Consider the following 25,442-nt stretch of genomic DNA (forward strand, 5'->3'; position numbering starts at 1 on the left):
ACGTGTGGGCCGGTGGCAGGTGTGGGCCGGCGGCTGTTCGGGTCCGCGGGCGGCGGTGGCTCGGTGTGCGCGGGTCAGAGGACTTCGAGCGGGTCGAGTTTGATCCTGATCGGGGTCGGGTCCTTGCGGGCGCTGCGGGTGGCCTGGAGGGCGGCCAGGTGTTCGGACAGGGCCTTGCCGTGGGTCCTCGACACCCGGATCAGGGCTCGTTCCCGCTGGTCGTCGTCCGGCAGCGGGACCGGGCCCAGGACCTCGCCGGTCGGCGGGAGGAGCAGGTCGTCCAGCGCGGTGGCGAGGGCGTCCGGGGGGCCGTCCAGCGTGGCCATGCGGACGGCGGGCGGGAAGCCCAGTTCGGTGCGGGCGGCCAGTTCCTGGCGGGCGTGCCACACCGGGTCCCAGCGGACCAGGGCCTGGACCGGGGGCAGGCTCGAGTCGGCGATCACCACGACCTTGCCCGCCGGGCGCGCGAGGGCCGCCGCCGTCATCCAACGGCGGAGGGTTTCCTCGGTCGCGCGCAGGTCGGCGCGGCCGAGCAGGGCCCAGCCGTCGAGCAGCAGGACAGCCCCGTAGCCGCCCTCCGCCGTGGGTTCCGCTCCCGGCGTGGCCACGACCAGCGCACGGCCGCCCGGCACGGCCGCCAGCACCTCGTCACCGCCGGACGTGCGCACCGGGATGTTGCTGAACGCCCGCCCCAACTCCTCGGCCGTCCGCCGCGCGCCGATCACCTGGCCGCGCAGCCGCCTCGACCCGCACGCCGGACACCGGAACGCCGCCTCCGTCGCGCCGCACCACCGGCAGTACGCGGGCTTCGGCACGCCGTCGTCGGCGCCACCCGGCAACGCCAACGGACCGGCACACCGACGGCACCGCGCCGCCGCCCGGCACTGCCCGCACGCCAACGCCGGCACGTACCCCCGGCGCGGCACCTGGATCAGCACCGGCGCGTTCTCCTCGAACGCCGCCCGTGCCGCCTCGAACGCGATCGAGGGCAGCCGCGCACTGCGCGCGGCCGGGTCCTTCACGTCCTGCCACGCGCTGTCGCCCACCGCCGCCACCCGCGGCGCGACCGCCCGCAGCGTCTCGCGCGCCGCGACCACCTCGTGCGCCCAGCCGCTGTCCACCAGCAGCTGCGCCTCGGCGGTCCGCGCGAACGCCCCGAGCAGCAGCGACGCCCCGGTCAAGTGCGCCCGTTGCACCAGCACGTCCCGGACGTTCGGGTACGGCATGCGCGGCTCGGTGTGCAGGTCGTCACCGTCGTCCCACACCACGACCAGCCCCAGGTCGTGCACCGGTGCGAGGGCCGCTCCCCGCGTGCCCAGCACCAGCCGCACCGACCCGCGCCGCACCGCCAGCCACCGCCGGTACCGCTCGGCGGGACCGAGGTCGGCCGACAGCGTGACCACCGCGTCGGGCCCGGCCAGTGCCGCGCACGCCGCGTGCAGCCGGGCGAGGTCGCGGTGGTCCGGCACGATCACCAGCGCACCCCGACCCGTGCTGACCACGGTCGTGGCGGCCTCGGCCAGGCGCGCGGGCCAGTCCTCGGCCGGCAGCGCCTGCCACACCGCGCGTGCCGTCCGGCCGGATCGCAGGGCGTCCAGCAGGTTCGGCCCGAACGGGTACCGGGACCAGCCCTCGGTCGACGGCGCCGGGGGTGCCGGTGCCGGGTCCGGGGACGGCTTGGCCTCGGTGCGGGCGTGCCGGGGTGGCACCGCCATCCGCAGCACGTCGGTCAACGTGCCCGCGTACCGGTCCGCCACCGCCCGCGCCAGGGCCGCCACCTCCGGCGACAGCACCGGCTCCGGTGAGATGACCCGGTCCAGGAACGTCAGCTGCCGGCCGTAGTCCGACTCCTCCACGCGTTCGAGGAGGTAGCCGTCGACCAACTGGCCCGCGAACCGCACCCGCACCCGGCAACCGGGCACCGCGTCCGCGTCCTGTTCGGTCGAGACCTGGTAGTCGAACGGACGGTCCAAGTGGGGCAGCGGAACGTCCACACAGATCCGGGCGACGGGCAGCGTCGACGCGGGTACGCGTTCCCCGCGACGAGCGCTCGCCTTGCCTGCCATGCGCTGAGGTCTACCAGAGTGCCTCCTCGTGGTTGTCGGGACGGTGGGCCGGGTGTGATGACGTCATGGGTATAGTTTCGAACAGGTGTTCGAAGAGCGCAAGATCACTTTCGGGTGAAAGCGGCGTCGAGCACGCCGTCCAGCCCGGCGGCGGTGAAGGCCTTGACCAGCGCGTCCCGGCCTTCCGTGAAGTGCCCCCAGCCCTCGAAGTGCACCGGCACGACCCGGCGAGCGCCCAGCACCCGTGCCGCTGACGCGGCCTGCCCGCTGTCGAGCGTGAGCAACGCCCCGTCGAACAGCACCGTCCGGGCCGCACCCGCGAACAGCACGGCGGTGTCCACCGGCCCGACCCGCGCGGCGATCTCCTCCACCACGGCGAGCGAGGCGTTGTCCCCGCTGACGTAGACCGTGGGCAGGTCGGCCGCGGTCAGCACGAACCCGACGACCTCGCCGGTGACCGGCTCGCACCCGTCCGGCCCGTGCTGGGCGGGCGCCGCGGTGATCGTGAGCGTGCCGCCATCGGGCCGGGGCAGTTCGACCTGCTCCCAGGGCGCGAGCCCCCGGGCCGTGCCGCCGAGCCGTTCCGCGCCGCCCCGGGTGGTCAGGGTCAACGGGACATCGGCCAGGAACGCGCGGCCGGCGCGGTCGAGGTTGTCCGGGTGCTGGTCGTGGGAGAGCAGGACGGCGTCGATCCAGCCCAGGTCGGCCGGGGTCGTGGCGGTCGGCATGGTCTTGGTCAGGACGCGCGTGCCGCCGACGCTGTAGTCGCCGGGCGCGTCGAAGGTCGGGTCGGTGAGCAAGCGCAGGCCGCCGACCTCGATCAACGCGGTCGGGCCGCCGAAGGTCTGCACGGTGATCTGCTCGGTCATGGCATCCCCAGTCATGGATAAAGCTCCGTTTTGCCGTGAGGAACCTAGCCCGGCCTCACGGAAAACTGCAAGCGTTAACATGAGAGGCATGGACGTGATCCCGGCCGCGGGTGCGGAGCAGTACCCGGCGCTGGACTTCGCGAACAGCGCGCTGGCCCTGCCCGGAGGGCAGTACCTGGACCTGCTCGGGTCGCCGGACGCCGCGACGCGCTGGTTGGCCGAGCACGACCTCGCGCCGGCCGACTCCGGGTTGCGGGAGACGTGCGCGGCGCAGCTGCGGGCGTTGCGCGAGCAGATCCGGATGTTGCTGGCGGCGCGGGTGGACGGGCTGCCGGTCCCGGCGGGTGCGCTGGAGGCGGTCAACGACGCCATGACGCGGACGCCCACCGCGTCGCTGCTGCGGTGGGACCCGGCCCGGGGGTTGCACCGGGAGTCGCCGCACCCCGTGACGCGGATCGTGGAGCACGCGCTGGCGGTGCTGGCGGCGGACGCGGCGGACCTGGTGACGGGGGCGGATGCGGAGCGGTTGGCGGCTTGCGGGTCACCGCCATGCAACCGGTACTTGCTGCGGACCCACGCGCGTCGGCACTGGTGTTCGACCCGGTGCGGGGACCGGGCTCGGGCGGCTCGGGCTTACGCGCGCCGCAAAGGCGACTGACGGACACGGCTTCCGAGCGGGCTTGTCGCGCGCCGAGGCGCGGCCTCCGGCCCCCGGTTCCATTGTCCCACGGCGGACCGACAATTCCGGGCGCGGCGGGTGGCGAGGCGCAGTGGGCTGGGCGCGAGGGCGCGGCTTTCGAGCGGGCACGCAGGGCGAGGGTGGCGGCGTTCGGTGGGAGGCGCTGGAGCTGCTGTGCGCGGCCGAGCCGGGGCGGACGGCGTACACGCGGCGATGCGCGGGCGCTGGGCGAGGGTGCGGCCGGGCGAGGGCGTGGCGAGGCGAGGCGAGCGGGCGTTTCGTGTTGGGGCGCGGCCTCCGGCCCCCGGTTCCATTGTCTCACCGGGGACCGACAAATTCGGGGTTGGCGGGCGTAAAGCGGTAGGGCTGGGCGGGGGTGGGTGCGGGGACTTCGACGGGGGAGATCGGGTGTGGGGGTTCTCGGGGTGGCGGTTCAGGAGTAGAAGGGAACGATGCTCCGGTCGACCAGCACACTCGCCGCCCTTGCCGTGGTGGCCGCTCTTGTCGTTCCTGCCGGTGTTCCTGCCGCCGCCGCTGCCGAAGCGCCACGTGAGCCCGAAGCCGTTGGTGCGGGCGGAGTGGTGGCCAGTATCGATCCCGACGCCTCCCAAATCGGCATCGACGTCCTGCGGCGTGGGGGGAACGCCGTGGATGCCGCCGTTGCCACGGCCGCGGCTCTCGGCGTCACCGACCCGTTCTCCGCGGGCATCGGTGGGGGCGGGTTCCTTGTGTACTACGACGCCAGAACCCGCAAGGTGAGCACGCTGGACGGGCGGGAGACCGCGCCCGCCGCCGCGAACGAGAACCTGTTCGTCGAGAACGGCAAGCCGATCCCCTTCGCCGAAGCGGTCACCAGTGGGCTGTCGGTGGGGGTCCCGGGCACGCCGCGCACGTGGCAGCGGGCCCTCCAGCGGTGGGGCACGATCTCGCTGGACAAGGCCCTCAAGCCCGCCGAGGACCTCGCCCGCCGGGGCTTCACGGTCGACTCGACCTTCCACCGCCAGGTCAGCGAGAACGCCGCCCGCTTCGCCGACTTCACCTCCAGCGAAGCCCTGTTCCTGCCGGTTCCCGACATCGGCACGACCTTCCGCAACCCCGACCTCGCCGACACCTACCGCGCCCTGCGCAAGGACGGCGTCTCCGCGCTCTACAAGGGCGGCATCGGCAAGGACATCGTCCAGACCGTCACCCACCCGCCCGTGAAGCCGACGTCCACCCGGACCGTCCGCCCCGGCGCGATGACCATGACCGACCTCGGCAACTACAACGCCCCGCAGCGCGAACCCAGCCACACCACCTACCGCGGCCTGGACGTCTTCGGCATGGCACCGCCCTCCTCCGGCGGCACCACGGTCGGCGAGGCGCTGAACATCCTGGAGACCACCAAGCTCGCCGACGAGACCCCGACCCAGTACCTGCACCGTTTCCTGGAGGCCAGCCGCCTGTCCTTCGCCGACCGCAACCGGTGGGTGGGCGACCCGAGCTTCTCCGACGTGCCGACCGCCGAACTGCTCTCCCAGGAGTACGCCGACACCCGCGCGTGCCTGATCTCGCCGACCACCGCGCTCACGAGCCCCGTCGCGCCCGGCGACCCGCGCAACCCCAAGCCGTGCGGCACGGACGGCACCGACGCCCCCACCCCGTACGAGGGCACCGACACCACCCACCTGACCGTCGCCGACCGCTGGGGCAACGTCGCCGCCTACACCCTCACCATCGAGCAGGAGGGCGGCAGCGGCATCGTCGTGCCCGGTCGCGGGTTCCTGCTCAACAACGAGCTGACCGACTTCTCCTTCACCCCGGTCACCCCCGGCGTCCCCGACCCGAACCTGCCCGGCCCCGGCAAGCGGCCCCGCTCGTCCATGTCGCCGACGATCGTGCTGGACCACGGCAAGCCGGTGCTGGCCCTGGGTTCACCGGGCGGCGCGAGCATCATCACCACCGTCCTCCAGGTCCTGACCCAGCGCCTGGACCGCGGTCTCACGCTGCGCCAGGCCATCGAGGCGCCCCGCGCGTCGCAGCGCAACTCCGCCAACACCCAGGCCGAGGCCGCGTTCCTGGCCACCCAGGACGACGAGGCCCTGGCCGCGCTCGGCCACCGCTTCACCTCGACCGGCGAGATCGGCGCGGTGACCGCCGTCGAACGCCTGCCCGATGGCCGGTGGCGGGCCGCCGCCGAACCGACCCGCCGGGGTGGTGGCGCGGCCCGGGTCGTCTACCCGCGCTAGAGGTGTCGGGCGGCCCCCACCCCCATGAGGGGCCGCCCGACCGGCTAGCCGACGGGACCGGTCTGCAACACGGTCCCGTCCTGCGCGTACGCGGTCAGCCGCGCTCCCACCGCCGACGCGTCCAGCGACGGCAGGGCCGTCAGCACCCCGGCGAACGTCCGGTCCCGCACCTCGACCGGGCGCGGGCCGGAGGCGTCCACGAGTTCGAGGCGGTGGACGTCCTCCCGGAGCGTGCCGCCGACCAGCAGCACGAACCCCAGCGGCGGACCGGAGTCCCGACCGGCGAGCGCTCGCACCTGGTAGGCGTCCGCGGGCGACCCGATCCCGCCCATCGGCCCGTCCACCTGGGTCGCGCGGTAGTGGTCGAGCCGGCAGTACGCCGTGGTGCCGGCCGGGCCGCGCAACACGGCCAGCCCGGCGGTGGTGTCCGCGCCGACCACCGCGCCCAGCGTCCACGGCACGACGTCGCTGACCGGGCGGGAGGAGCTGAGCATGCCGACGTCCAGGCACCGGTCGAAGACGTTCGCGGCCGGGTCGGCGACGCCGCTGGGGTACCAGTCGACGGTCTTGGCCGCGTCCGGCACCGCCGCCGGGTCCAGCGTGTGCACCTGGACCGGCTGCTCGCGGTAGGTCAGCTCGAACAGCGTGGCCGGCGACGACGAACGGGCCACGAAGTACCCGTAGTCGGTCAGCACGCTGGGCAACGGGCCGCCCCGCGCGGACCGGACGGACAGCCCGGCCAGGCCCGGCGGGACCTTCCCGACCAGGACGCCGCTGGGTGACCGCCAGGTCACCCGGAGGTCGCCGACCGGGACGGAGGCCGCGGCCGTCGAGGTGGACGTGGTGGCGTGGGTGAGCTCGCAGAACCGGTCGGACCGACCGGCGAGGACGCGGCGGCCATCGAGGCGGACGGTGAACAGGGCCGCGGTGAGGCCGCAGCGGGACAGGTCCTCGGGCGTGGTGGCGACGACCTCGGCCTTGTCGGGGCCGGCGAGCAGGCGGGTCAAGCCGGTGGGTGGCACGGGGATCGTGCCCGGCCCGTCGCCGGAGGTGGTCCGCGCCACGACCAAGCCGCCCACCAGCACCGCGACGGCGACCGCCACGGCCAGCGGACCGCGCGCGCCGCGACCACGTGCCCGGTCCGCGGTCGGCCCGAAGACCGTGCGGCGCATGCGTTCGCGCACGTCCGCGGGCAGCGCGCGGCGCGGGGGGAGTTCCGGGAAGCTCATCAGGAGACCTCCTCGTCCAGGGAAGCGCGCAGGCGGGCGCGGGCGCGGGAGATGCGGGACCGCACGGTGACCTCGGCCACCCCGACCACCTCGGCGGCCTCGGCCGCGGACAGCTCGCCCAGCAGGCACAGCTCGACGGCCTCGCGCTCGGCGGGCGGCATCGCGCGCACCACCGCCAGGACCCGCCGCAGCTCGTGGGAGTCGTCCACCGACGACGCCACCCGCTCGGCGTGGTCGGGCACCACCTCGACGTCGGGCACCCGGGCCAGCGCCCGCCGGAACCGGCCCAGCCGCCGGAACTCGGTGCGCGCCAGGTTCCCCGCCACCGTGTACAGCCACGGCAGGGCCGAGTCGTGGACCAGCGCCACCTCCGCCCGGCGCCGCCAGGCGGCCAGGAACGTCGCCGACGTCAGGTCCTCGGCCAGCGACCACGACGCGGTCAGCCGGTAGGCGTGGTTCCACACCGCCTCCGCGTGCCGGTCGAACAACTCGGCGAACGCGGCCCGGTCCCCACGTCCCCACAGCTCGGCGTCGGTCTCGACCAAGCGCGCCGCCCCCTGACGCCTCGTCGTGGCACCCCTCATGTACTGGAGTTGCCGCACCACTCTCGGATGTTGCAGTCCACCTCATCCCAGATGATGAGCACCGCTCGCTACTCCAAGCGGACGCGCGGTGACGCCCCCGCCCGGCACCGTGGTGGTACCGCACGAGCACCGCACGAGAGGAGCGAGCGACATGACCGCCATCACGATGACCACCGCCCTGACCAGGACCGCGGCACCGACCACCGCCCTGGTGACCGCCACCCGGTTCCTCGGCCACTTCCTCGCCGCGCTGGTGGGTGTGATCTTCCTCGGCCGGGGCATGGAGCACTGACCCGCCGCGCGCTCTCCTAGACTGGCCGTCTGCCCCGTTGCGAGGAGAGTGCGTGACCGTCCAACCCATCCGGCTGTTCGGCGACCCGGTGCTGCGGACCCCCGCCGTCGAGGTCACCGACTTCGACGCGGAGCTGCGCAAGCTGGTCAAGGACCTGTGGGACACCATGAGCGACGCCGGTGGCGCGGGGCTGGCCGCACCGCAGCTCGGCGTGGGCCTGCGCGTGTTCACCTACCACTGCGACGGCTTCGCCGGGCACCTGGTCAACCCCACCTTCGACGTCGTCGGCGACGAGTACCAGGAGGGCCCCGAGGGCTGCCTGTCCATCCCGGGCATGTCCTGGGACTGCCGCCGGCACCTGCACGTGGTCGCGCGCGGCTGGAACATGCACGGCGAGCCGGTCGAGGTCGAGGGGTCCGACCTGCTGGCGCGGTGCATCCAGCACGAGACCGACCACCTCGACGGCGTGCTGTTCGTGGACCGCCTGGACGAGCAGACCCGCAAGCAGGCCATGCGCGAGATCCGGCAGCAGTCCTGGTTCGACGGCGGCATGCCCACGCTCAAGCAGTCGCCGCACCCGCTGTTCGGCGGTGGTGCGTGATGCGGCTGGTGTTCGCGGGCACGCCCGAACCGGCGCTGCCGTCCCTGAAGGCCCTGCTGGCGTCCCGGCACGAGGTGGTGGCCGTGGTCACCCGCCCGGACGCCCCCGCCGGCCGCGGCCGCAAGGTCGAACGCTCGCCGGTCGCGGCGCTGGCCGACGAGCACGGCATCGAGGTGCTGACCCCGGCCAAGGCGTCCGACCCCGACTTCCAGGCCCGGCTGCGGGAGCTCGAGCCGGACCTGTGCCCGGTGGTCGCCTACGGTGCGTTGCTGCCGGAGTCGGCGCTGGCCATCCCCGTCCACGGCTGGGTGAACCTGCACTTCTCGGTGCTGCCCGCTTGGCGCGGCGCGGCCCCGGTGCAGGCGGCCGTGCGGCACGGTGACGACATCACCGGGGCGACGACGTTCCGGATCGTCAAGGCGCTGGACGCCGGTCCGGTGTACGGGGTGGTGACCGAGCGGGTGCGCGAGCGGGACACGGCGGGCGACCTGCTGGCCCGGCTCGCCGAGTCCGGCGCCCAGCTGCTGGTGTCCACTGTGGACGGCATCGAGGACGGCACGCTGCGGCCGGTCGAGCAGTCCGAGGAGGGCGTCAGCTACGCCCCCAAGGTCACCGTGGACGACGGCCGGCTGGACTTCTCCGCGCCCGCCGCCGCCCTGGACCGGGTGGCCCGCGCGGTCACCCCCGACCCGGGCGCGTGGGCGGAGTTCCGCGGCGAACGGCTCAAGCTCGGCCCGGTCGTCCCGGTCGAGGAGGACGGACTCAAGCCCGGCGAGCTGCGGGTGGAGCGCAAGCGCGTGCTGGTCGGCACCGGCACCACGCCCGTGCAGCTCACCGACGTGCAGGCGCAGGGCAAGAAGCGGATGGCCGCCACGGACTGGGCGCGCGGCGTGCGCATCGAGGCGGGGGAGCGGATCTCATGACACAGCGGTCGTCCCGTCCCTCCCGCCCCCGCGGCCCGCACCCGCCGCGCCGCCGCACCGGCCCGTCCCGCCCACCGGTGGAGGACCCGGCCCGGCAGGCGGCGCTGGACACGCTGCGCGCGGTGCGCCAGCGCGACGCCTACGCCAACCTCGTGCTCCCGGGCCTGCTGCGCGAGCGCCGGATCACCGGCCGCGACGCCGCGCTGGCCACCGAACTGGCCTACGGCACCGCGCGGGCGCAGGGCCTGCTGGACGCGATCCTCGCCGCGTGCTCCGACCGGCCGCTGTCCGAAGTGGACGGTTCCGTGCTGGACGCGCTCCGCCTGGGCGCCTACCAGCTGCTGCGCACCCGCATCCCGGCGCACGCCGCCGTCGCGTCCACTGTGGACCTGGTGCGCGCGGAGCTGGGGTCGGGCGCGGCCGGGTTCGCCAACGCCGTGCTGCGCCGGGTGACCGAGCAGGACGAGGCCGGCTGGGTCGAGGAGGTCGCGCCGGACGAGGACACCGACCCGATCGGGTACCTCGCGATGGCCCACGCGCACCCGCGGTGGATCGCGCAAGCGTTCGCGGAAGCTCTCGGTAGCCGCGGTGAGCCGTTGCGCGAGGCGTTGGCCGCCGACGACACCCGTCCGCTGGTGCACCTGGCCGCGCGGCCGGGGGAGTGCAGCGCCGACGAGCTGGCCGCGATGACCGGCGGCGACGTCGCGCCCTACTCGCCGTACGGGGTGCACCTGGAGGCCGGTGCGGGTGACCCGGGCGACCTCGACCCGGTGCGCGAGCGGTTGGCGTCGGTGCAGGACGAGGGCAGTCAGCTGTGCGCGCTGGCGCTGACCCGGGTGCCGCTGGAGGGGTCGGACGCGCGGTGGCTGGACCTGTGCGCGGGACCGGGTGGCAAGGCCGTGCTGCTGGGATCGCTGGCGGTGCTGTCGGACGCGACCCTGGACGCCGTGGAGAAGGCGCCGCACCGGGCCGAGCTGATCCGCAAGGCCGCCGGTGACCTGCCGATCACCGTGCACGTGGGTGACGGTCGCGACTCGGGCCTGCCCGAGGGCGGGTTCGACCGCGTGCTGGTGGACGCGCCGTGCACGGGGCTGGGCGCGCTGCGCCGCCGTCCCGAGGCGCGGTGGCGGCGGCAGCCCTCCGACGTGGCCCCGCTGGCCCGGTTGCAGCGCGAGCTGCTGACCGCCGCGCTGGGGCTGGTGCGGCCGGGCGGGGTCGTGGCGTACGTGGTGTGCTCGCCGCACCTGTCCGAATCGGTCGGCGTGGTCGGCGACGTGGCGCGGCGCACCGGGGCGGAGCAGTTGGACACCCGCGAGTACTTCCCCGGCGTGCCGGACCTGGGCAACGGCCCGCACGTGCAGCTGTGGCCGCACATGCACGGCACGGACGCCATGTTCTGCTCGCTGCTGCGCAGGCCTGCGTGAGCTGGTCGGTGTGAGCTCGTCCGTGAACGGGAGCAAGCCGGTGCTGGGCCTGGTCGCGTCGGCGGCCGGCGGGGTGGAGACGTGGTTGCGGTCGGGGTTGGCGGAGCCGTTGGCGGCTGCCGGGTGGCGGTTGGCCATCACGCTCACCCCGACCGTCGCGCGGTGGCTGGAGCCGCAGCTGGACGCGTTGCGCGCGCTGACCGACCTGCCGGTGCGCTGGACCTCGCGGCTGCCCTCCGAACCGAAACCGCACCCCGTTCCCGACGCGTTCGTGTTCGCGCCGGCCACGCTGAACTCGATCGCGAAACTCGCGCTGGGTATCGGCGACAACCAAGCGCTCACTGTTCTGGGTGAAGCACTGGGTCGTCGTGCGCCGATGGTGGTTTTGGCGCAGGTTGGCCCAGACCAATCCCATCATCCCGCGTATTCCGGACACCTGACCGTGCTGCGTGGCGCGGGCGTGCGCGTGGTCTCCGGCGGCCCTGAAGAAGTGCTGAAAGAACTGGCCGCGGTTGCGCCGTTCGTCGCATCCGACAATAAGGGGTGAATTGACAGCCCACCGAGAGCCGTAGCAGGCTGGCCCGTGTCGAAATCGTACGGCCGGGATCGTGAATGGGCTTCGGTTCTCCGGTTCCTGTCCGCACCCGGTGGCCTCCTCGCCATCGACGGCCCGCCGTGCACCGGCAAGTCCCTCCTGCTGCGCGACGCGGTGGACGCCGCCCGCGCCCGGGGCTACACCGCCGCCCTCGTGCACCCCACCGACCTCGACGGGCTCCCGCCGGGCGACAACCCGCTGGTCGCGATCGACCACGCGCACGAGGACCCGGCCGCCGTCCTCGCCGCCCTGCCCCGGCTGCGCTCCACCGGCGCCACCACGCTGCTCGCCCTCACCGGCGCGTACGCCGGACCCGACCTGCGCCGCGTCCTGCCCGCCTACGGCGAGGTGCTCACCCTCGGCCCGGTCGGGGAGGACGTCGTCGCCCAGGTCCTCAAGGACGTGCTCGGCGCGGAACCCGAACCGGCGCTGGCCGCACTGGTCGCGTCGGCCGGCGGCAACCCGCGGCTGGTGGTCGAGCTGATCACCGGGCTGCGCGAGGAGAACCGGCTCGACGTGAGCGACGGCGTCGCCCGGCTGACCGGAGCGGGGCTGCCGCGTCGCGCCGCCGCGCTGGTGGGCGGCCAGGTGGACGCCCTGTCGGCCGGGGCCGTGCGGCTGCTGCGCGTCGCCGCCGTGCTGGGCCGGTCGTTCCTGCTGCAGGACGTGGCCACGATGACCGGGCGCACCGCCGGCGCGCTGCTGCCCGCCGTCGACGAGGTGCTGGCGTCCGGGCTGGTGGTGTCCGCGGGGCTGCGCCTGGAGTTCGCCTCCGACCTGGGGTGGCAGGCGGTCGTGCAGGCGATCCCGCCGTCCGTGCTGCACGCCCTGCGCCACGACGCCGACCAGCTGCGCACCGAGCTGCGCGAGCTGCCCGCCCCGTCCGCGGCGGAGGAGCGGCGCGGCGCGGCGGCGGTGCACGGCGTCCGGCAGCTCGCCGCCGGCGGCCGGCTCGGCGCGGCCATCGCCCTGGCCCGCGAGAGCCTCGCCCAACGCCCGCACGCCGGTCCCGCCGCCGAACTGCACACCGCCCTGGCCGGCATCCTGCTCGCCGACGGCCGCCCGGCCGACGCGGTCGCCGAGATGGAGCACGCCCTGGCCGTGGTCACCGCACCCGAGCCGCTGCGCCGCCTCGCCGCCGCCGGCCGCCTGCTGTCGCTGTACTTCGCCACCGGCAACCGCGCCGGCGCGCACGCCCTGTCCGTGCTGACCGCGCGGGACCGGGAGGCCAGCGACGCGGACGTGGTGATGGCGGCGTGCGTGCACTCGTGCCTGGAGTGGAACGCGGGCAACCTCGCCGAGGGCCTGTACTGGGGCCGCGAGTCGACCCGCTGGGAACTGGACCGGCCGACCGCGTGGTGGCAGTCGCACGCGGCGGTGGCGTTCGCGATGAAGCTGTCGTCGCTGGGCGAGTTCGCCGACGCCGAGAAGCTGGTGCGCGGCGACGGCCCGGACACCGACGAAGCCGTCACCGCCGGCGCACCCGCGGCCCGCACCATCGCCCGCGCGCGGGTGCTGTCCCAGGCGGGCAAGCTGCTCCAGGCGCAGGTGGCCGCGCACTCGGGGTTGTCGCTGGCGCACGACCGGGGCTTGCGGCTGCTGGTGCCGCTGGCATCGGCGGTGCTGGCGGTCGTGGCGCTGCACCGGGGTGACGTCGAGGGGGCGGCGTCGCACGTGCGGCGGTACCGCGGGGACCTGGCCGGCGGCGAGGCCGTGCTGCACTCCGCGCAGTACGACTGGGTGGAGTTATTGGTCGCCGACGCGCAGGGCGGTCCCGAGCGGGCGGCCGAGTTGGCGCGCGAGCGGGTGGCGGACCCCGAGAACGTGCGGCGGATGCTGATCGAGGAGCCCGGCGCCGGGGCGTGGCTCGTGCGGTTGGCGCTGGTGGTGGGGGACAGCCGGATGGCCGGGGTCGTCGTGGGGGCGGCGGAGGAGTTGGCGGCCAACAACCCCACTTGCGTGGCGGTGGCGGTGGGGGCCAGTCACGCGCGGGCGTTGCTGGACGGCGACGAGCAGCGGCTGGTGGTGGCGGCGGCGAAGCACCGGCACCCGTGGGCGCAGGCGTCGGCGCACGAGGACCTGGCGGCGCTGCTGGCCGAGTCGGGTCAGGAGCAGCGGTCGCGTGAGCACGCCGAGGCGGCACTGCGGATCTTCGAACGGATGGGCGCGGCCGGCGACGCGGCCCGGCTGCGGCGGCGGGCGGGGGTGGCCCCGCCGGAGAACGACGGCAACGACGAGTGGGGGCGGCTGTCGTCGCCGGAGCGGGACATCGCGCGCCTGGTGGGGGCGGGGCTGACCAACCGGCAGGTGGCGCGGCAGCTGTTCCTGTCGCCGCACACGGTGAACTACCACCTGCGGGGGATCTTCCGGAAGCTCGGGATCAGCTCGCGGGTCGAGCTGGCGCGGCTGGCGGGCGAACAGGAGCACGCCGAGGTGTGACGGGCGGTCGGTCGGGCGGCGCGGGCAGTCGGCTTGAGCGCGGTGGTGTGAGGCCGTGGCTCGTGCCTGATGGCGCAGGCGCGGGCCACGGCCCCCCGATATCCAGTTTACCGGCGCGGACCGACAGTTGATCTTGTCGAGCCGGCCGGTTGTGCGTGGGTCAGGCGGATTGGGCCGGTGGTTGGACGGTGTCGGCGAGCAGGAAGCTCACCTCGTCCACCACCCGGCGGGCGTCGTCCGGTGAGACCACCGCGCAGTGCACCCCGCGCGACGCCACCTCCAAGGCCAGGCACTCCGTGTACGCGATGGCCGCCGCCCGCGAAGCCGCGTAGGCCGCCACGCTGGTGCGCGGCACGGTGGCCGTGTGGGCCGCGACCACCACGATCGTGCCCCGCCGCCGCGCGACCATCCGCGTGGCGACCGCTCTCGACACGTGGAAGACGCCGTCCACGTTGACGCCGAAGCTGTGCGCCCAGTCCTCGTCGGTGATCGACAACGCCGGACCCGGGCGCAGGGCCGCCGCCACCGTCACCACGGCGTCGATCGGGCCGAACTCCCGTTCCACCTGGTCCACCAGCGCGTCCACGGCGGCGCTGGACCGCACGTCGATCTGGCGGCCCGCGACGCGCACCCCCGCCCGCTGCAACCTCTCCACCAGCTCGGCCAACCGCGGGCCGTCGCTGTCCACCGCCGCCACCAAGGCCCCCTGTCGGGCCAGTGACTCCACCACCTCCGTGCCCAGCGGCGTGCAGGCACCTGTCACGAGTGCGATCTTCTGGCTGAATTCGGCTTTCATCCCCAGTGCTCCCCAGTCGCGCTCCCCCCGCCACGAACGTAATCCCGCCGGCGGCGGGCTGGGAACTACCCGGGTGAGTAGTTGGAATTTTCCGGTTCGCGCCCGAAAAGCCCGCGCGGGGAGTGAAATTCGACTCCCTGATAGGTCCGGACATTGCGCGGAACCTAGACTCAGCCCCTGTGGTCCACCAGCCGATGATCGCCCCGAGCATCCTGTCCGCCGACTTCGCCCGCCTCGCCGACGAGGCCGCCGCCGTCCGCGGCGCGGACTGGCTGCACGTCGACGTCATGGACGCGCACTTCGTGCCCAACCTGACGCTCGGCCTGCCGGTGGTGAAGGCGCTGCTCAAGGCGACCGACATCCCGCTGGACTGCCACCTGATGATCGAGGACCCGGACCGGTGGGCCATCGGCTACGCGGAAGCCGGCGCGTACAACGTGACCGTGCACGTCGAGGCCGCCGCCGACCCCGTCACCCTCGCCAAGAACCTGCGCGCGGCGGGCGCGAAAGCCGGGTTGTCGATCAAACCGGGCACCTCGCTGGAGTCCTGCGCCGACGTCCTCAAGCATTACGACACGCTGTTGGTGATGTCGGTCGAGCCGGGTTTCGGCGGGCAGAGCTTCATGGCCGAGGTGCTGGACAAGGTCCGCACCGCCCGCCGCCTGGTCGACACCGGGCACCTGAACCTGGTCGTGGAGATCGACGGCGGCATCAACGAGGACACCATCGCCCAGGCCGCCGAGGCCGGCGTGGACTGCTTCGTCGCCGGCTCGGCGATCTACGACGCCAAGGACCCCGCCGTCGCGATGGAGAAGCTGCGGGCGCTGGCGGCCCGGTCGCGGTGACCACGCCGACCCCCGCCGAGGCGATGGCGCTGGCCATCGCGGCCAGTGCCCGCGTCCACGGCACCACCAGCCCCAACCCGCCGGTCGGCGCGGTGGTCCTGGACGCCTCCGGGCGGCTCGTCGGCACGGGCGCGACCCAGCCGCCGGGGGGTCCGCACGCCGAGGTCGTGGCCCTGGCCGAGGCAGGCGAGCGGGCGCGGGGCGGCACGGCCTTCGTGACCCTCGAACCCTGTGCCCACCACGGGCGCACCCCGCCGTGCACGGACGCCCTGCTCACCGCCGGTGTCGCGAAGGTCGTCTTCGCCAACGCCGACCCGAACCCGAAGGCCGCCGGCGGCGCGGACGTGCTGCGCGCGGCCGGTGTCGAAGTGGAGCACCTGCCCACGCACGTCGAGCCGCTGCGCGCCTGGCTGCACTACGCCCGCACCGGCCGCCCGCACGTCACCTGGAAGTACGCCGCCACCCTCGACGGCCGCACCGCCGCCGCCGACGGCACCAGCCGGTGGATCTCCTCCGAGCAGTCCCGCGCCGAGGTGCACGCCCTGCGCACGACCATCGACGCGATCGTGGTCGGCACGGGCACCGTCAGGGCCGACGACCCGCGACTGACCGCCCGGGGAACAGGCGTCACCCGGCAGCCGTTGCGGGTGGTCGTGGGCACCAGCGACCTGCCGCCGCACGCGCACGTCCTCGACGCCGAGGCCGAGACCCTGCACGTCCGCACGCACGACCCGGACGTCGTCCTGGGCGAACTGGCCAAGCGGAACGTGGTGGACGTGCTCCTGGAGGGCGGCCCTACGCTGGCGGGTGCGTTCGCGCGAGCGGGCCGGATCGACCGGGTCCTCGCCTACGTCGCGCCCAAGCTGCTGGGTGACGGGCCGACCGCCCTGCGGGACGCGGGGGTGTCGACCATCACCGACGCTGTGGGATTGGTCGTGGAGCAGGTCAGTATGTGCGGGCCGGACGTGCGGATCTCCGCCGTTCCGACGCCGGCGCACTAGAGGAGGACAGCGGTGTTCACCGGGATCGTCGAGGAACTGGGTGAGGTCGTCGCCGTGGCGGACCTGCCGGACGCGGCGCGCGTCACCATCAAGGGTCCGGTGGTGACCAGCGACGCCAAGCACGGCGACTCGATCGCGGTGAACGGCGTGTGCCTCACCGTGGTCGACGTCGTGGACGGGGCGTTCACCGCCGACGTCATGCGCGAGACGCTGCGCCGCAGCAGCCTGGCCAAGGTCGCCCAGGGCGACCGGGTCAACCTGGAGCGCGCCGCCGCCCTCGGGCAGCGCATCGGCGGGCACATCGTGCAGGGCCACGTCGACGGGACGGGCACGGTCCTGGCGCGGGAGAAGGCCGAGCACTGGGAGGTCGTCCACATCGGACTGCCCCCCGGCCTGGCCCGGTACGTGGTGGAGAAGGGCTCGATCACCGTGGACGGCGTGTCCCTGACCGTCGTGTCGGTCAGCGAGACCGAGTTCTCGGTCAGCCTCATCCCGACCACGCTGGAGCTGACCACGCTCGGCCGGCGCGCACCCGGCGACCTGGTCAACCTGGAGGTCGACGTGCTGGCCAAGTACGTCGAGCGGCTGGCGACCCCGCACCTGCGGGACACTGGAGCGGAGGAGGCGCGGTGAAGGACTTCTCCGACATCGAGCGGGCCGTCAGGGACATCGCCGACGGCCGGCCGGTCATCGTCGTGGACGACGAGGACCGCGAGAACGAGGGCGACCTGATCTTCGCCGCCGAGAAGGCGACGCCGGAGCTGCTGGCCTTCATGGTCCGCTACACCTCCGGGTACGTGTGCGTGTCGCTGACCGAGTCCGACTGCGACCGGCTCGACCTGCCGCCGATGTACCACACCAACCAGGACCAGCGCGGCACCGCGTACACGGTCACCGTGGACGCCCGCGAGGGCGTGTCCACCGGCATCTCCGCCGCCGACCGCGCCCGCACCATCCGGCTGCTGGCCGACCCGTCGTCGGACGCCAAGGACTTCAACCGCCCCGGTCACGTGGTGCCGCTGCGCGCCCGCGACGGTGGCGTGCTGCGCCGCCCCGGCCACACCGAGGCCGCCGTGGACCTGGCGCGGCTCGCGGGCCTGGCCCCGGCGGGCGTGCTGTGCGAGATCGTGTCGCAGAAGGACGAAGGCGACATGGCCCGGCGCGACGAGCTGGAGGTCTTCGCCGCCGACCACGACCTCGCGCTGATCACCATCGCCGACCTCATCGCCTACCGCCGCCGCGTGGAGACCCAGGTCGTGCGGGTCGCCGAGGCCCGGCTGCCCACCGCGCACGGCGTGTTCACCGCCGTGGGGTACGACTCCAAGCTGGACGGCATCGAGCACGTGGCGATGGTGTTCGGCGAGATCGGCGACGGCGAGGACGTGCTGGTCCGCGTGCACTCGGAGTGCCTGACCGGTGACGTGTTCGGCTCGCTGCGCTGCGACTGCGGCCCCCAGCTGGACGCGGCGCTGGAGGCGGTGGCCGCGCAGGGCCGCGGTGTCGTGCTCTACATGCGCGGGCACGAGGGCCGGGGCATCGGTCTGATGCACAAGCTGCAGGCCTACCAGCTGCAGGACCTGGGCGCGGACACCGTGGACGCGAACCTGGCGCTGGGCGTGCCCGCGGACGCCCGCGACTACGGCACCGGCGCGCAGATCCTGTGCGAGCTGGGCATCAAGTCCATGCGCCTGCTGACCAACAACCCGGCCAAGCGGGTCGGCCTGGAGGGCTACGGCCTGCGCGTGCTCGACCGCGTGCCGCTGCCCATCTCGCCCAACCCGGAGAACCTGCACTACCTGCGGACCAAGCGGGACCGGATGGGGCACGAGCTGCACCAGCTGGAGCAGTACGAGGCGTTGAGCCAGGGTGGCGCGATCGTGAGCACGACGGAGGGTGCGGAATGAGCGGCGAGGGCAGGCCGGAGGCGGCGGTCCCGGACGCGGCGGGGTTGACGCTGGCCGTGGTGGCCACCAAGTGGCACGAGAAGATCACCTCGCAGCTGGTGGCCCGGGCGTTGGAAGCGGCTTCCCAGGCGGGGGTCGCGGCGCCGACCGTGGCGCGGGTCGCCGGCGCGATCGAGCTGCCCGTGGTCGTGCAGGAACTGGCCCGCACGCACGACGCCGTGGTGGCGCTGGGCGTGGTCATCCGGGGCGGGACGCCGCACTTCGAGTACGTGTGCGACTCGGTCACCGCGGGTCTGACCCGCATCGCCCTGGACACCTCCACCCCCGTCGGCAACGGCGTGCTGACGTGCAACACCGAGGAGCAGGCCCTCGCGCGGGCCGGGTTCGAGGACTCGGTGGAGGACAAGGGCTTCGAGGCGGTGGTGGCCGCGCTGGACACCGCCCTGGTGCTGCGCGACCTGCGGGCGGGCTCGTGAGCACGATGTCCGCCGTCGAGTTCCGCCCCCGCAAGATCCGCACGGTCGCCGTGGTCAGCGCCGTGTTCCTGGTCGTGGTGTTCACCATCGTGGGCCTGCTGCTGGGCGACACCCCGACCGGCGTCATCTTCCGCACCTCCGACCAGGTCGCCATGATCATCCTGGGCGTGCTGCTGGCGTGCGGGGTGCTGCTGCTGACCCGGCCGCGCGTGCGGGCCGACGAGTCCGGGGTGGAGGTCCGCAACGTCGTGACCGCGCACCGGTTCGAGTGGTCCGAGGTGCTGCACGTGTCGTTCCCGGACGGGGCGTCGTGGGCGCGGCTGGAGCTGCCGGACGACGAGTACGTGTCGATCATGGCCGTGCAGGCGGTGGACCGCGAGCACGCGGTGGCCGCCGTGCGGGCGCTGCGCGAGCTGCACAAGGCCGCGACCAGGTAGTTCGGTCGGTCGGTAGCCCCGATCGTCGTGGTGCCGTTGGCGGCGGCCTGTCCGCCATCGGCACTCTTCCTCGCTGTCCCAGGCCTGCCTAGGTTCGAGTGGTCGACCCGAACCGAGGGGGCCTTCACATGCGTAGACGGTCAGTGCTGGCGGGTGCCGTGGCGGCGGCGGGAGCCGTCAGCCTGGGGCTCAACCCCGCCGCCAACGCCCAGCGGCCCGGCGCGTCCGCGGCGCCGGAACTGGACCTGGGCGACTTCCCCGTCGTGGCCCGCGTGCGCGCCCGCCGCGCGATGGAACACCTCAAGGTGCTCAGCGACGGCATCGGCCAGCGCATCGGCGGCACCGAGTCCGAGCACCGCGCCCGTGACTACATCGCCGACGTCCTGCGCAAGCTCCGCTACGACGTGGACCTCCAGCCGTTCACGGTGCCCGACAAGTACCTGTCCACGCTGACCCTGCCCGACGGCGCGGTGTGGAACGCCGGCGCGTCCCGCTTCGGCGCGCTGAACACCTCCGTGACCGGCCCCCTGCTCGACCTGGACACCGGCGCCACCCTGCCCGACGACCTCACCGGCCAGGTCGTCCTCCTGGTCAACGTCGCCGCCGGCTCGACCACCGTCCTGGACGTCGCCGCCAAGGGTGCGAAGGCGATCCTGATCGGCCGCGTCTCCACCCCGCCCGCCGGCAAGACCAGCGCGTTCTCGCCCGCCCTCACCGCGAACGTCGGCGTCCCGGTGCTCGGCATCGCTCAGGTCCACGTCGAACGCCTGCGTGCCGCCAAGCCCGCGACCGTCACCGTGGCCACCACCCACCACCCGAACCTGACCTCGTACAACGTGCTCGCCGAGCGCCCCGGCACGTTCGGCGGCGACGACGTGGTGATGGTGAGCGCGCACTACGACAGCGTTCCCGGCTCGCCCGGCGCGAACGACGACGGCAGCGGCACCGTCCTGGCCCTGGAACTGGCCCGCGTCCTGCGCCACCTGCCCACCCACAAGGCCCTCCGCTTCGCCCTGTGGGGATCGGAGGAGCAAGGCCTGCTGGGCTCCCGCTACTACGTCAGCCAACTGACCGACGCGGACGCGGCCCGCATCGCGGGCGTCTTCCAGAACGACATGGTCGCCACGAGCCACGGCCCGGCCACCGCGTACTGGCTGCTGTCCGTCGACGGCGGAGACAACGCCACCACCCGCGAGGTCGCCGCGGCCGCCGCCCGCCTCGGCTACGGCGCCCAGGTCCACGGCCCGGTCGCGCGCGGCAGCAGCGACCACGTGCCGTTCCACGAGCGCAAGATCGCTGCCGCCAACTTCTCCTGGCGCGGCGAGGGCGGTCCCCACCAGCTCGAACCGCTCTACCACACGCCCGAGGACACCATCGAGCTCAACGTCAGCCCCGACCGGCTCCAGGTGTCGCTGGAACTCATCGGGGCGGCGGCGTACCGCCTGGCCTGCCAACGGAGTTAGCCGCCTTGAGGAACCGCTCGCCGAGCACCCGCACGTGCTCGGCGAGCTCGGGCGGCGACACCACGTCGAAGTCCACCCCGATCAACCCGATCCAGAGACCCAGTTCGGCCAGGCTGGGCGACCCGGCCGTCAGCAGCGTGCGGTCGTCGTCCAACCGCTCCAGGTGCACCGCGGTCTTCGAGACCACCCGCCGCTGCACTTCCTCGATCGGCGCGTGCATGACCAGCTCGGCTTTGTACGTGTAAGGCGCGACCGTGAGCTGGCGGGACACGTAGGACGCCAGATCCTCGTCGGGCGGGTCGCGCGGCACGAACCGAGCCCCCAGCGAAGGCACCTCGGGGATCCGGTCCACCCGGAACGTCCGCCAGTCCTGGCGGTCCACGTCCCACGCCACCAGGTACCAGCGCCGCCCGGTGTGCGCCAACCCCAACGGCTCGACGTGCCGCTTGCTGTCCCCTTCCCGCCCGGCGTAGGGGAACCGCAGCCGCTGGTGGTCGCGGCAGGCGCCGGCGATCGTCGTCAGGGTCTCGGAGTCGACGGTCGCCACGGTCGGCGTCAGCGCGATGGTGTGCTCCTGCAAGGCGTTGACCCGCCGCCGGAGCCGGGAGGGCAAGACCTGTTCGAGCTTGGCCAACGCCCGGACGGAGGTCTCCTCGATCCCGGTGACGGTCCCGTTGGCGGCAGTCCGCAACCCGACCGCCACCGCGACGGCTTCGTCGTCGTCGAGCAGCAACGGCGGCAACTCGGCCCCGGCACCCAGCTGGTAGCCGCCGGACACCCCCGGCACGGAGTTGACCGGGTACCCGAGGCTGCGCAACTTGTCGACGTCCCGCCGCACCGTCCGCACGTCCACCCCGAGCCGCCCGGCCAGGTCCGCGCCGGTCCAGTCGCGGCGGACCTGGAGCAGGGACAACAGCTTGAGCAGCCGAGCCGAGGTCTCCAACATGCGCCCAGTCTTCCACCCATCGAGGACAGGAACGGTCCTCGAACCCGAAGCCGCAGACGCCGGAGGCTCGGTGCGGCGAGAATGCGATCACGACCGGACCGACGATCGGACGAGACGTGAGCACGGGATTCATCGCCTGGCTGCGGGGCCCCTGGGGCAGGGTCGACTGGCTCGGCCGAATCCTGATCATGGTGGTGTGGGTCGTCTTGTGGTGGCTGGGCGTTTTCCCCTCCGCCTGGGCGCTGGCCGTGCTCGGTGCCATGCACGTCGCCGACATGCTGTGGAGCTATTTCTCGTGGCGGCGGAAGCAATTGCGCGCAGCCGAGTGATCACGACTTCCGGCGAGCACCCTCCGGCCACACCACCACGACCGGGACACCCGACGCGCGAGCCGTCTCGACCACGTCGGCGGTTCCGCCCCGCCCGTCCGGCGGGTTGCCGTCCCACACCGCGATCAGCAGCTCCACTGAAGCCAGCATCCGCTCGTTCGCCATGACGTACGCGTGCCGCCCCGACAGCTCGTTCGGCAGCACGCTCACCACGTGCGCCTGGGCCAGCAGCTCGTCGTACTCCGCCCGCTTCTCCGGCTTGAGCTTGTCCCGGTAGTCCATGGCCGGCAGGACGACCTCGACCCGCCCGCCCAGCTCCAGCACCGCCCGCGCGAACAGCTGGTCCGCGCCCGGCGCCAGGCAGGTCACCCCCACCAGGGACGACCCGCCCGACGCCGAACCCGACAACTCCTCCGCCAACGCCGCCCGGATCGCCGTCCGCACGGCGTCGACGCATTCGGGCACGAGGTTGCTGTGCCCGGTGATCCCCACGCGCATCAGGCCGTCCGCACCCCGCGAATCGCCTCGCGCGTCTCGCGCACCACCGGCAGGTCGCGGTGGCGTTCGGCTTCCTTCGCGAAGTCGTGCAGCTTGCGCACGACCCGGCCGGAGGCCAAGCCCGCCGCCGTCGGCAGCACTTGGTTGATCAGGGCGCACGCCTCCTCGGGCTCGTCCGCGACCATCCGCGTGCGGGCCAGCCCGATGACGTCGAACGCCCGGTTGCGCACCCGGGACGGGTCGCGCAGGGTCAGGGCGCGGCGGATGTGCTGTTCCGCCTGGGGTGCCTGGCGCGGGTCGTGGCCTGCCAGGTCGCGCATCCTGGCCCCGATCACGCCCTCCAGCTCCGCCTCGTCGAAGCTGTCCAGCCACCACGGCTCCGCGCCCGGCCTGCGCTGCGCGAAGCTGTCCTGCGCCTGGCCCACCGCGCGGTGGAACTCACGCACCCGTCCCATCTGCGCGTACGCCCACGCCTCCCGGGTGCGCAGCAGCGCTTCTAAAGTCGGCGTCGCGCTGCGCCGCGTCCCGTACTGGCCCAACTGCACCAGTTCCAGCCCGTCCTCGGGCCGCCCGAGGTCGAACATCTGCCGCGCCATGGCCGCCAGGCACAGCGCGGCGAACGGGTCGTTGCGGCCCGCCTTCGCCATCCGGATGCCGAGCACGTAGTACCGCTGCGCGGCGTCGTGCATCCCGGCGTCCCACGACATGCTCGCCGCCACCTTGGACAGCTCCGCGCCGATGAAGAACGCGCGTTCCGTGGTGGGGCCCGCGGGCGCGCGGGACAGCCGCTCGGCCAGTTCCTCCAACTGCCCGAGCACCGCCTTGCGCGCCAGCCCGTACCCGCCTCGTCCGCCCCACCCGCGCAGCCCGTCCGCGACGCGCTGCAACGCGGCCAGCTCCTCCTCGCTGATGGCCGCGCTGGACGACCACCGGGTCAGGGGCTGGAGGGGGTGCAACCACCGCTGCAGCGGTTCGACCAGGGCGGGACCCATCGCCACCGCGGCCGCTCCCGTGAGCGCCGCTCGTCTGCTGATCGCCAAGTCGCTCCTCGCCGTCTCCTCGACCGATCTGGCAATGCTCGACGCGTCCCACGCCGCGGCGAGCACATCGGGCGGGGCGCCGTGGTCGGCGGGGCCCGCCTGGCTTGGGATACCGACGCGGTCGAACCACAGCCGGTCACCGGGGATGCGCAGCGCCCGCGCGAACTGGCGCAGCTTCTCGATCCGGTCGATCGGGTTGTCGCCGGTCTCGTACCGCGACAACTGGGCCTGGCTGATGCCCAGCCACGACGCCATGCGGTCCTGGGTGACGCGGCTGACGTGGTGCGGGTGGCGGCGGTAGGCGGCGAGGACCGCCCCCATGTCCCGGTCGGCGAAGGCGGCGACCATCACCTCGTGGTCCCAGAAGTCGGCCGGGACCTCGGGCGGGCCGTAGAGCTCGGTGCGCGAGTTGCGCCGACACCGGTGGCAGAGCCGGTCTGTGTTGTCGGCGGCGATCACCGCTCCGCACAACGGGCAAGCGCGCCTGGTACTGGATGCTCTTCGAGCTTTCGGTTCCATCGGCTCGCTCCCGTCACTGAGCGTGCCCGAGAGTCTATCGCCATGTGATCGGGAGTCCATTCATTTCATGCATAAGAGGGGGTGGGGCCACCCGCACGGGCCAGGTGACGCCGGGTGGTGCATCCACTTGATGCGTCCGGTGCATGGGCCCGACCCGGAAGGGGTGTGGTGGCCGGCGGTATATGCGCCCACCCTGCGGGAGGTGCCCCGCGACCGGGACGACCCCCGGCCGCCGGGTCACCGCCCGCTCCACCCGACCGGGGAGGGACCTCCACGATGAGCATCACCGCCTCAACCAATGCTGACACCACACCGCGTCTCGGGCCGCCCCGTGACCGTGCGCACCAGCAGGCGCTCGGCGAGGCCATCGCGGGCTACCGGCTGCTGGGCTGGAAGGTGTCCGTCACCGAACAGGGCGTGTTCCTGCCGCTGGGCCCCGCCACCACGGCACTGGCCATGCCCGCGCGGATCGGCTCGCGCGTGCTGGCCGACCTGAAGGCCCGGATGCTGGCCGGGCCCGTCACCGTCATACCCGGACCGCGGGAGCACTGGGTGTTCCTCGCCGAACTCGTCGCCTTGCTGCCCACGCACCTCAAGGCGCCGCCCGAGGTCCAGTTCGTCCGCTCGCCGCAGCGCATCGCCCTGCCCCCGACGATGACCCGCTACGGCTCCCTGCGGTGGGCGAACCCGCCGTCGCACTCCCGGCACTGGTTCCCGCCGTTCACCGCGGTCCTCGCCCTGGCCCGCACGGCGACCGCCGCCGACCGGTGATCACGCGTTTGTGAAGATGGGCGAGTGGAACGTAGGACGCTGCTGCTGTGCGGTCTGCTCGCCCTCACCGGTTGTGCTTCGTCGACCGGCTCGACCCGCAAGCCCGGCGTCGGCTCCGCCCGTGCGGGGGACCGGATCGCCGGGCTCGCGGACGTGCCCGACGGCTCGGGGGCGTTGGTGCCGGTGGGCGCGGACGGGCAGTTGCTGCTGGTGCGGTCGGGTTCGTCGGTCCGGGCGTTCAACCCGGCGTGCCCGCACCAGGGCACGATCGTCAACCCACCGACCGCCGGCGTCATCACCTGCCCGACCCACCGCTCGACCTTCGACCCCTCCACCGGTGCCGTGCGGTCCGGACCTGCGGAGAAGGGGTTGGCGGAGGTACCCGTCCGGGTGACGGGTCAGGACGTCGTCCTGGCTTGACAGCGTCTCGACAGCTTCTCGACAGCGTTGAACCCGCCGGGCCGTGGTGTCGTATTGCGGTAGAGACC

26 protein-coding genes are annotated in these 25,442 nt (G+C 73.7%); 18 read left to right on the forward strand and 8 right to left on the reverse strand.

Annotated elements, in window-relative coordinates; genetic code table 11:
* Positions 1–74: 74 nt before the first annotated feature.
* Entirely contained in the window at positions 75–2,066 is a 1,992-nt protein-coding gene (locus DFJ66_RS35455) for a primosomal protein N' (protein ID WP_121227930.1), read from the reverse strand.
* Between the two features lie 104 nt (positions 2,067–2,170).
* Positions 2,171–2,950 carry an MBL fold metallo-hydrolase gene (locus tag DFJ66_RS35460; RefSeq protein WP_211351419.1) on the reverse strand — a complete coding sequence of 260 codons (780 nt, stop codon included), beginning with the start codon at positions 2,948–2,950 and terminating at the stop codon, positions 2,171–2,173.
* A 73-nt stretch (positions 2,951–3,023) separates the two neighbouring features.
* Here DFJ66_RS35460 and DFJ66_RS35465 point away from each other — a divergent pair, with 73 nt between their 5' ends.
* On the forward strand, positions 3,024–3,593 hold the full coding sequence (locus tag DFJ66_RS35465; RefSeq protein ID WP_211351420.1) for a CGNR zinc finger domain-containing protein: 570 nt from the start codon (positions 3,024–3,026) through the stop codon (positions 3,591–3,593).
* Positions 3,594–4,066: 473 nt separating this feature from the next.
* Positions 4,067–5,842: a gamma-glutamyltransferase gene (gene ggt, locus DFJ66_RS35470; protein WP_121227936.1), complete on the forward strand. Its 1,776-nt coding sequence runs from the start codon at positions 4,067–4,069 to the stop codon at positions 5,840–5,842.
* Between the two features lie 44 nt (positions 5,843–5,886).
* On the opposite strand, the gene DFJ66_RS35475 is transcribed toward ggt, so the two are convergent.
* A complete protein-coding gene (locus DFJ66_RS35475; protein ID WP_121227938.1) occupies positions 5,887–7,071 on the reverse strand; it encodes a hypothetical protein in 1,185 nt (394 codons plus the stop codon).
* Positions 7,071–7,655 (reverse strand): RNA polymerase sigma factor, encoded by a 585-nt coding sequence (locus tag DFJ66_RS35480; protein WP_121232210.1) that lies wholly within the window; start codon positions 7,653–7,655, stop codon positions 7,071–7,073. Before DFJ66_RS35480 ends, DFJ66_RS35475 begins: the two co-directional genes overlap by 1 nt.
* 151 nt (positions 7,656–7,806) lie before the next feature.
* Here DFJ66_RS35480 and DFJ66_RS43130 point away from each other — a divergent pair, with 151 nt between their 5' ends.
* From DFJ66_RS43130 to DFJ66_RS35505, 6 genes are read left to right on the forward strand one after another with little or no spacing between them, the layout of a single operon-like run.
* The gene (locus tag DFJ66_RS43130) at positions 7,807–7,947 is read left to right on the forward strand and encodes a hypothetical protein (RefSeq protein ID WP_170199860.1); all 141 of its coding nucleotides are present in this window, start codon (positions 7,807–7,809) and stop codon (positions 7,945–7,947) included.
* A 52-nt stretch (positions 7,948–7,999) separates the two neighbouring features.
* Positions 8,000–8,548, forward strand: a complete 549-nt coding sequence (def, locus tag DFJ66_RS35485) for a peptide deformylase (protein ID WP_121227940.1) — start codon at positions 8,000–8,002, stop codon at positions 8,546–8,548.
* Positions 8,548–9,471, forward strand: a complete 924-nt coding sequence (fmt, locus tag DFJ66_RS35490) for a methionyl-tRNA formyltransferase (protein ID WP_121227942.1) — start codon at positions 8,548–8,550, stop codon at positions 9,469–9,471. The genes def and fmt overlap by 1 nt, the downstream gene beginning before the upstream one ends.
* Positions 9,468–10,895, forward strand: a complete 1,428-nt coding sequence (locus tag DFJ66_RS35495) for an RsmB/NOP family class I SAM-dependent RNA methyltransferase (protein WP_121227944.1) — start codon at positions 9,468–9,470, stop codon at positions 10,893–10,895. The genes fmt and DFJ66_RS35495 overlap by 4 nt, the downstream gene beginning before the upstream one ends.
* Positions 10,896–10,935: 40 nt before the next feature.
* Positions 10,936–11,442 carry a flavoprotein gene (locus DFJ66_RS35500; protein WP_246030035.1) on the forward strand — a complete coding sequence of 169 codons (507 nt, stop codon included), beginning with the start codon at positions 10,936–10,938 and terminating at the stop codon, positions 11,440–11,442.
* A 36-nt stretch (positions 11,443–11,478) separates the two neighbouring features.
* On the forward strand, positions 11,479–13,929 hold the full coding sequence (locus DFJ66_RS35505; RefSeq protein WP_121227948.1) for a helix-turn-helix transcriptional regulator: 2,451 nt from the start codon (positions 11,479–11,481) through the stop codon (positions 13,927–13,929).
* A gap of 160 nt (positions 13,930–14,089) precedes the next feature.
* Here the strand turns inward: DFJ66_RS35505 and DFJ66_RS35510 are convergent, their stop codons facing one another.
* On the reverse strand, positions 14,090–14,725 hold the full coding sequence (locus DFJ66_RS35510) for an SDR family NAD(P)-dependent oxidoreductase (protein ID WP_121227950.1): 636 nt from the start codon (positions 14,723–14,725) through the stop codon (positions 14,090–14,092).
* Between the two features lie 194 nt (positions 14,726–14,919).
* Here DFJ66_RS35510 and rpe point away from each other — a divergent pair, with 194 nt between their 5' ends.
* From rpe to DFJ66_RS35545, 7 genes are all read left to right on the forward strand, one after another.
* The gene (gene rpe / locus DFJ66_RS35515) at positions 14,920–15,570 is read left to right on the forward strand and encodes a ribulose-phosphate 3-epimerase (protein ID WP_211351661.1); all 651 of its coding nucleotides are present in this window, start codon (positions 14,920–14,922) and stop codon (positions 15,568–15,570) included.
* A 23-nt stretch (positions 15,571–15,593) separates the two neighbouring features.
* Positions 15,594–16,571, forward strand: a complete 978-nt coding sequence (gene ribD / locus DFJ66_RS35520; protein ID WP_121232212.1) for a bifunctional diaminohydroxyphosphoribosylaminopyrimidine deaminase/5-amino-6-(5-phosphoribosylamino)uracil reductase RibD — start codon at positions 15,594–15,596, stop codon at positions 16,569–16,571.
* Between the two features lie 12 nt (positions 16,572–16,583).
* On the forward strand, positions 16,584–17,204 hold the full coding sequence (locus DFJ66_RS35525; RefSeq protein ID WP_121227954.1) for a riboflavin synthase: 621 nt from the start codon (positions 16,584–16,586) through the stop codon (positions 17,202–17,204).
* Entirely contained in the window at positions 17,201–18,475 is a 1,275-nt protein-coding gene (locus DFJ66_RS35530) for a bifunctional 3,4-dihydroxy-2-butanone-4-phosphate synthase/GTP cyclohydrolase II (protein ID WP_121227956.1), read from the forward strand. Before DFJ66_RS35525 ends, DFJ66_RS35530 begins: the two co-directional genes overlap by 4 nt.
* Positions 18,472–18,951 carry a 6,7-dimethyl-8-ribityllumazine synthase gene (gene ribH / locus DFJ66_RS35535; protein ID WP_121227958.1) on the forward strand — a complete coding sequence of 160 codons (480 nt, stop codon included), beginning with the start codon at positions 18,472–18,474 and terminating at the stop codon, positions 18,949–18,951. The genes DFJ66_RS35530 and ribH overlap by 4 nt, the downstream gene beginning before the upstream one ends.
* A 5-nt stretch (positions 18,952–18,956) precedes the next feature.
* A complete protein-coding gene (locus DFJ66_RS35540; RefSeq protein WP_121232214.1) occupies positions 18,957–19,388 on the forward strand; it encodes a PH domain-containing protein in 432 nt (143 codons plus the stop codon).
* A 128-nt stretch (positions 19,389–19,516) separates the two neighbouring features.
* On the forward strand, positions 19,517–20,851 hold the full coding sequence (locus DFJ66_RS35545) for a M28 family peptidase (RefSeq protein WP_121227960.1): 1,335 nt from the start codon (positions 19,517–19,519) through the stop codon (positions 20,849–20,851).
* Here DFJ66_RS35545 and DFJ66_RS35550 read toward each other — a convergent pair.
* On the reverse strand, positions 20,808–21,797 hold the full coding sequence (locus DFJ66_RS35550) for a helix-turn-helix transcriptional regulator (protein WP_121227963.1): 990 nt from the start codon (positions 21,795–21,797) through the stop codon (positions 20,808–20,810). The genes DFJ66_RS35545 and DFJ66_RS35550 overlap by 44 nt on opposite strands.
* 116 nt (positions 21,798–21,913) lie before the next feature.
* On the opposite strand from DFJ66_RS35550, the gene DFJ66_RS35555 reads away from it, so the two are divergent.
* The gene (locus DFJ66_RS35555; protein WP_121227965.1) at positions 21,914–22,126 is read left to right on the forward strand and encodes a hypothetical protein; all 213 of its coding nucleotides are present in this window, start codon (positions 21,914–21,916) and stop codon (positions 22,124–22,126) included.
* On the opposite strand, the gene DFJ66_RS35560 is transcribed toward DFJ66_RS35555, so the two are convergent.
* Together DFJ66_RS35560 and DFJ66_RS35565 are read right to left on the reverse strand one after the other, a co-directional pair.
* Positions 22,127–22,624 (reverse strand): hypothetical protein, encoded by a 498-nt coding sequence (locus DFJ66_RS35560; protein WP_121227967.1) that lies wholly within the window; start codon positions 22,622–22,624, stop codon positions 22,127–22,129.
* Entirely contained in the window at positions 22,624–24,123 is a 1,500-nt protein-coding gene (locus DFJ66_RS35565; RefSeq protein ID WP_246030036.1) for a helix-turn-helix domain-containing protein, read from the reverse strand. The genes DFJ66_RS35560 and DFJ66_RS35565 overlap by 1 nt, the downstream gene beginning before the upstream one ends.
* 336 nt (positions 24,124–24,459) lie before the next feature.
* On the opposite strand from DFJ66_RS35565, the gene DFJ66_RS35570 reads away from it, so the two are divergent.
* Together DFJ66_RS35570 and DFJ66_RS35575 are read left to right on the forward strand one after the other, a co-directional pair.
* Complete coding sequence (locus tag DFJ66_RS35570; protein ID WP_121227971.1) at positions 24,460–24,954, forward strand: hypothetical protein; 495 nt, start codon at positions 24,460–24,462, stop codon at positions 24,952–24,954.
* A gap of 24 nt (positions 24,955–24,978) precedes the next feature.
* A complete protein-coding gene (locus DFJ66_RS35575; RefSeq protein ID WP_121227973.1) occupies positions 24,979–25,374 on the forward strand; it encodes a Rieske (2Fe-2S) protein in 396 nt (131 codons plus the stop codon).
* The last annotated feature ends 68 nt before the right edge of the window (positions 25,375–25,442 follow it).

The organism is Saccharothrix variisporea, from assembly GCF_003634995.1.
Classification (GTDB): domain Bacteria; phylum Actinomycetota; class Actinomycetes; order Mycobacteriales; family Pseudonocardiaceae; genus Actinosynnema; species Actinosynnema variisporeum.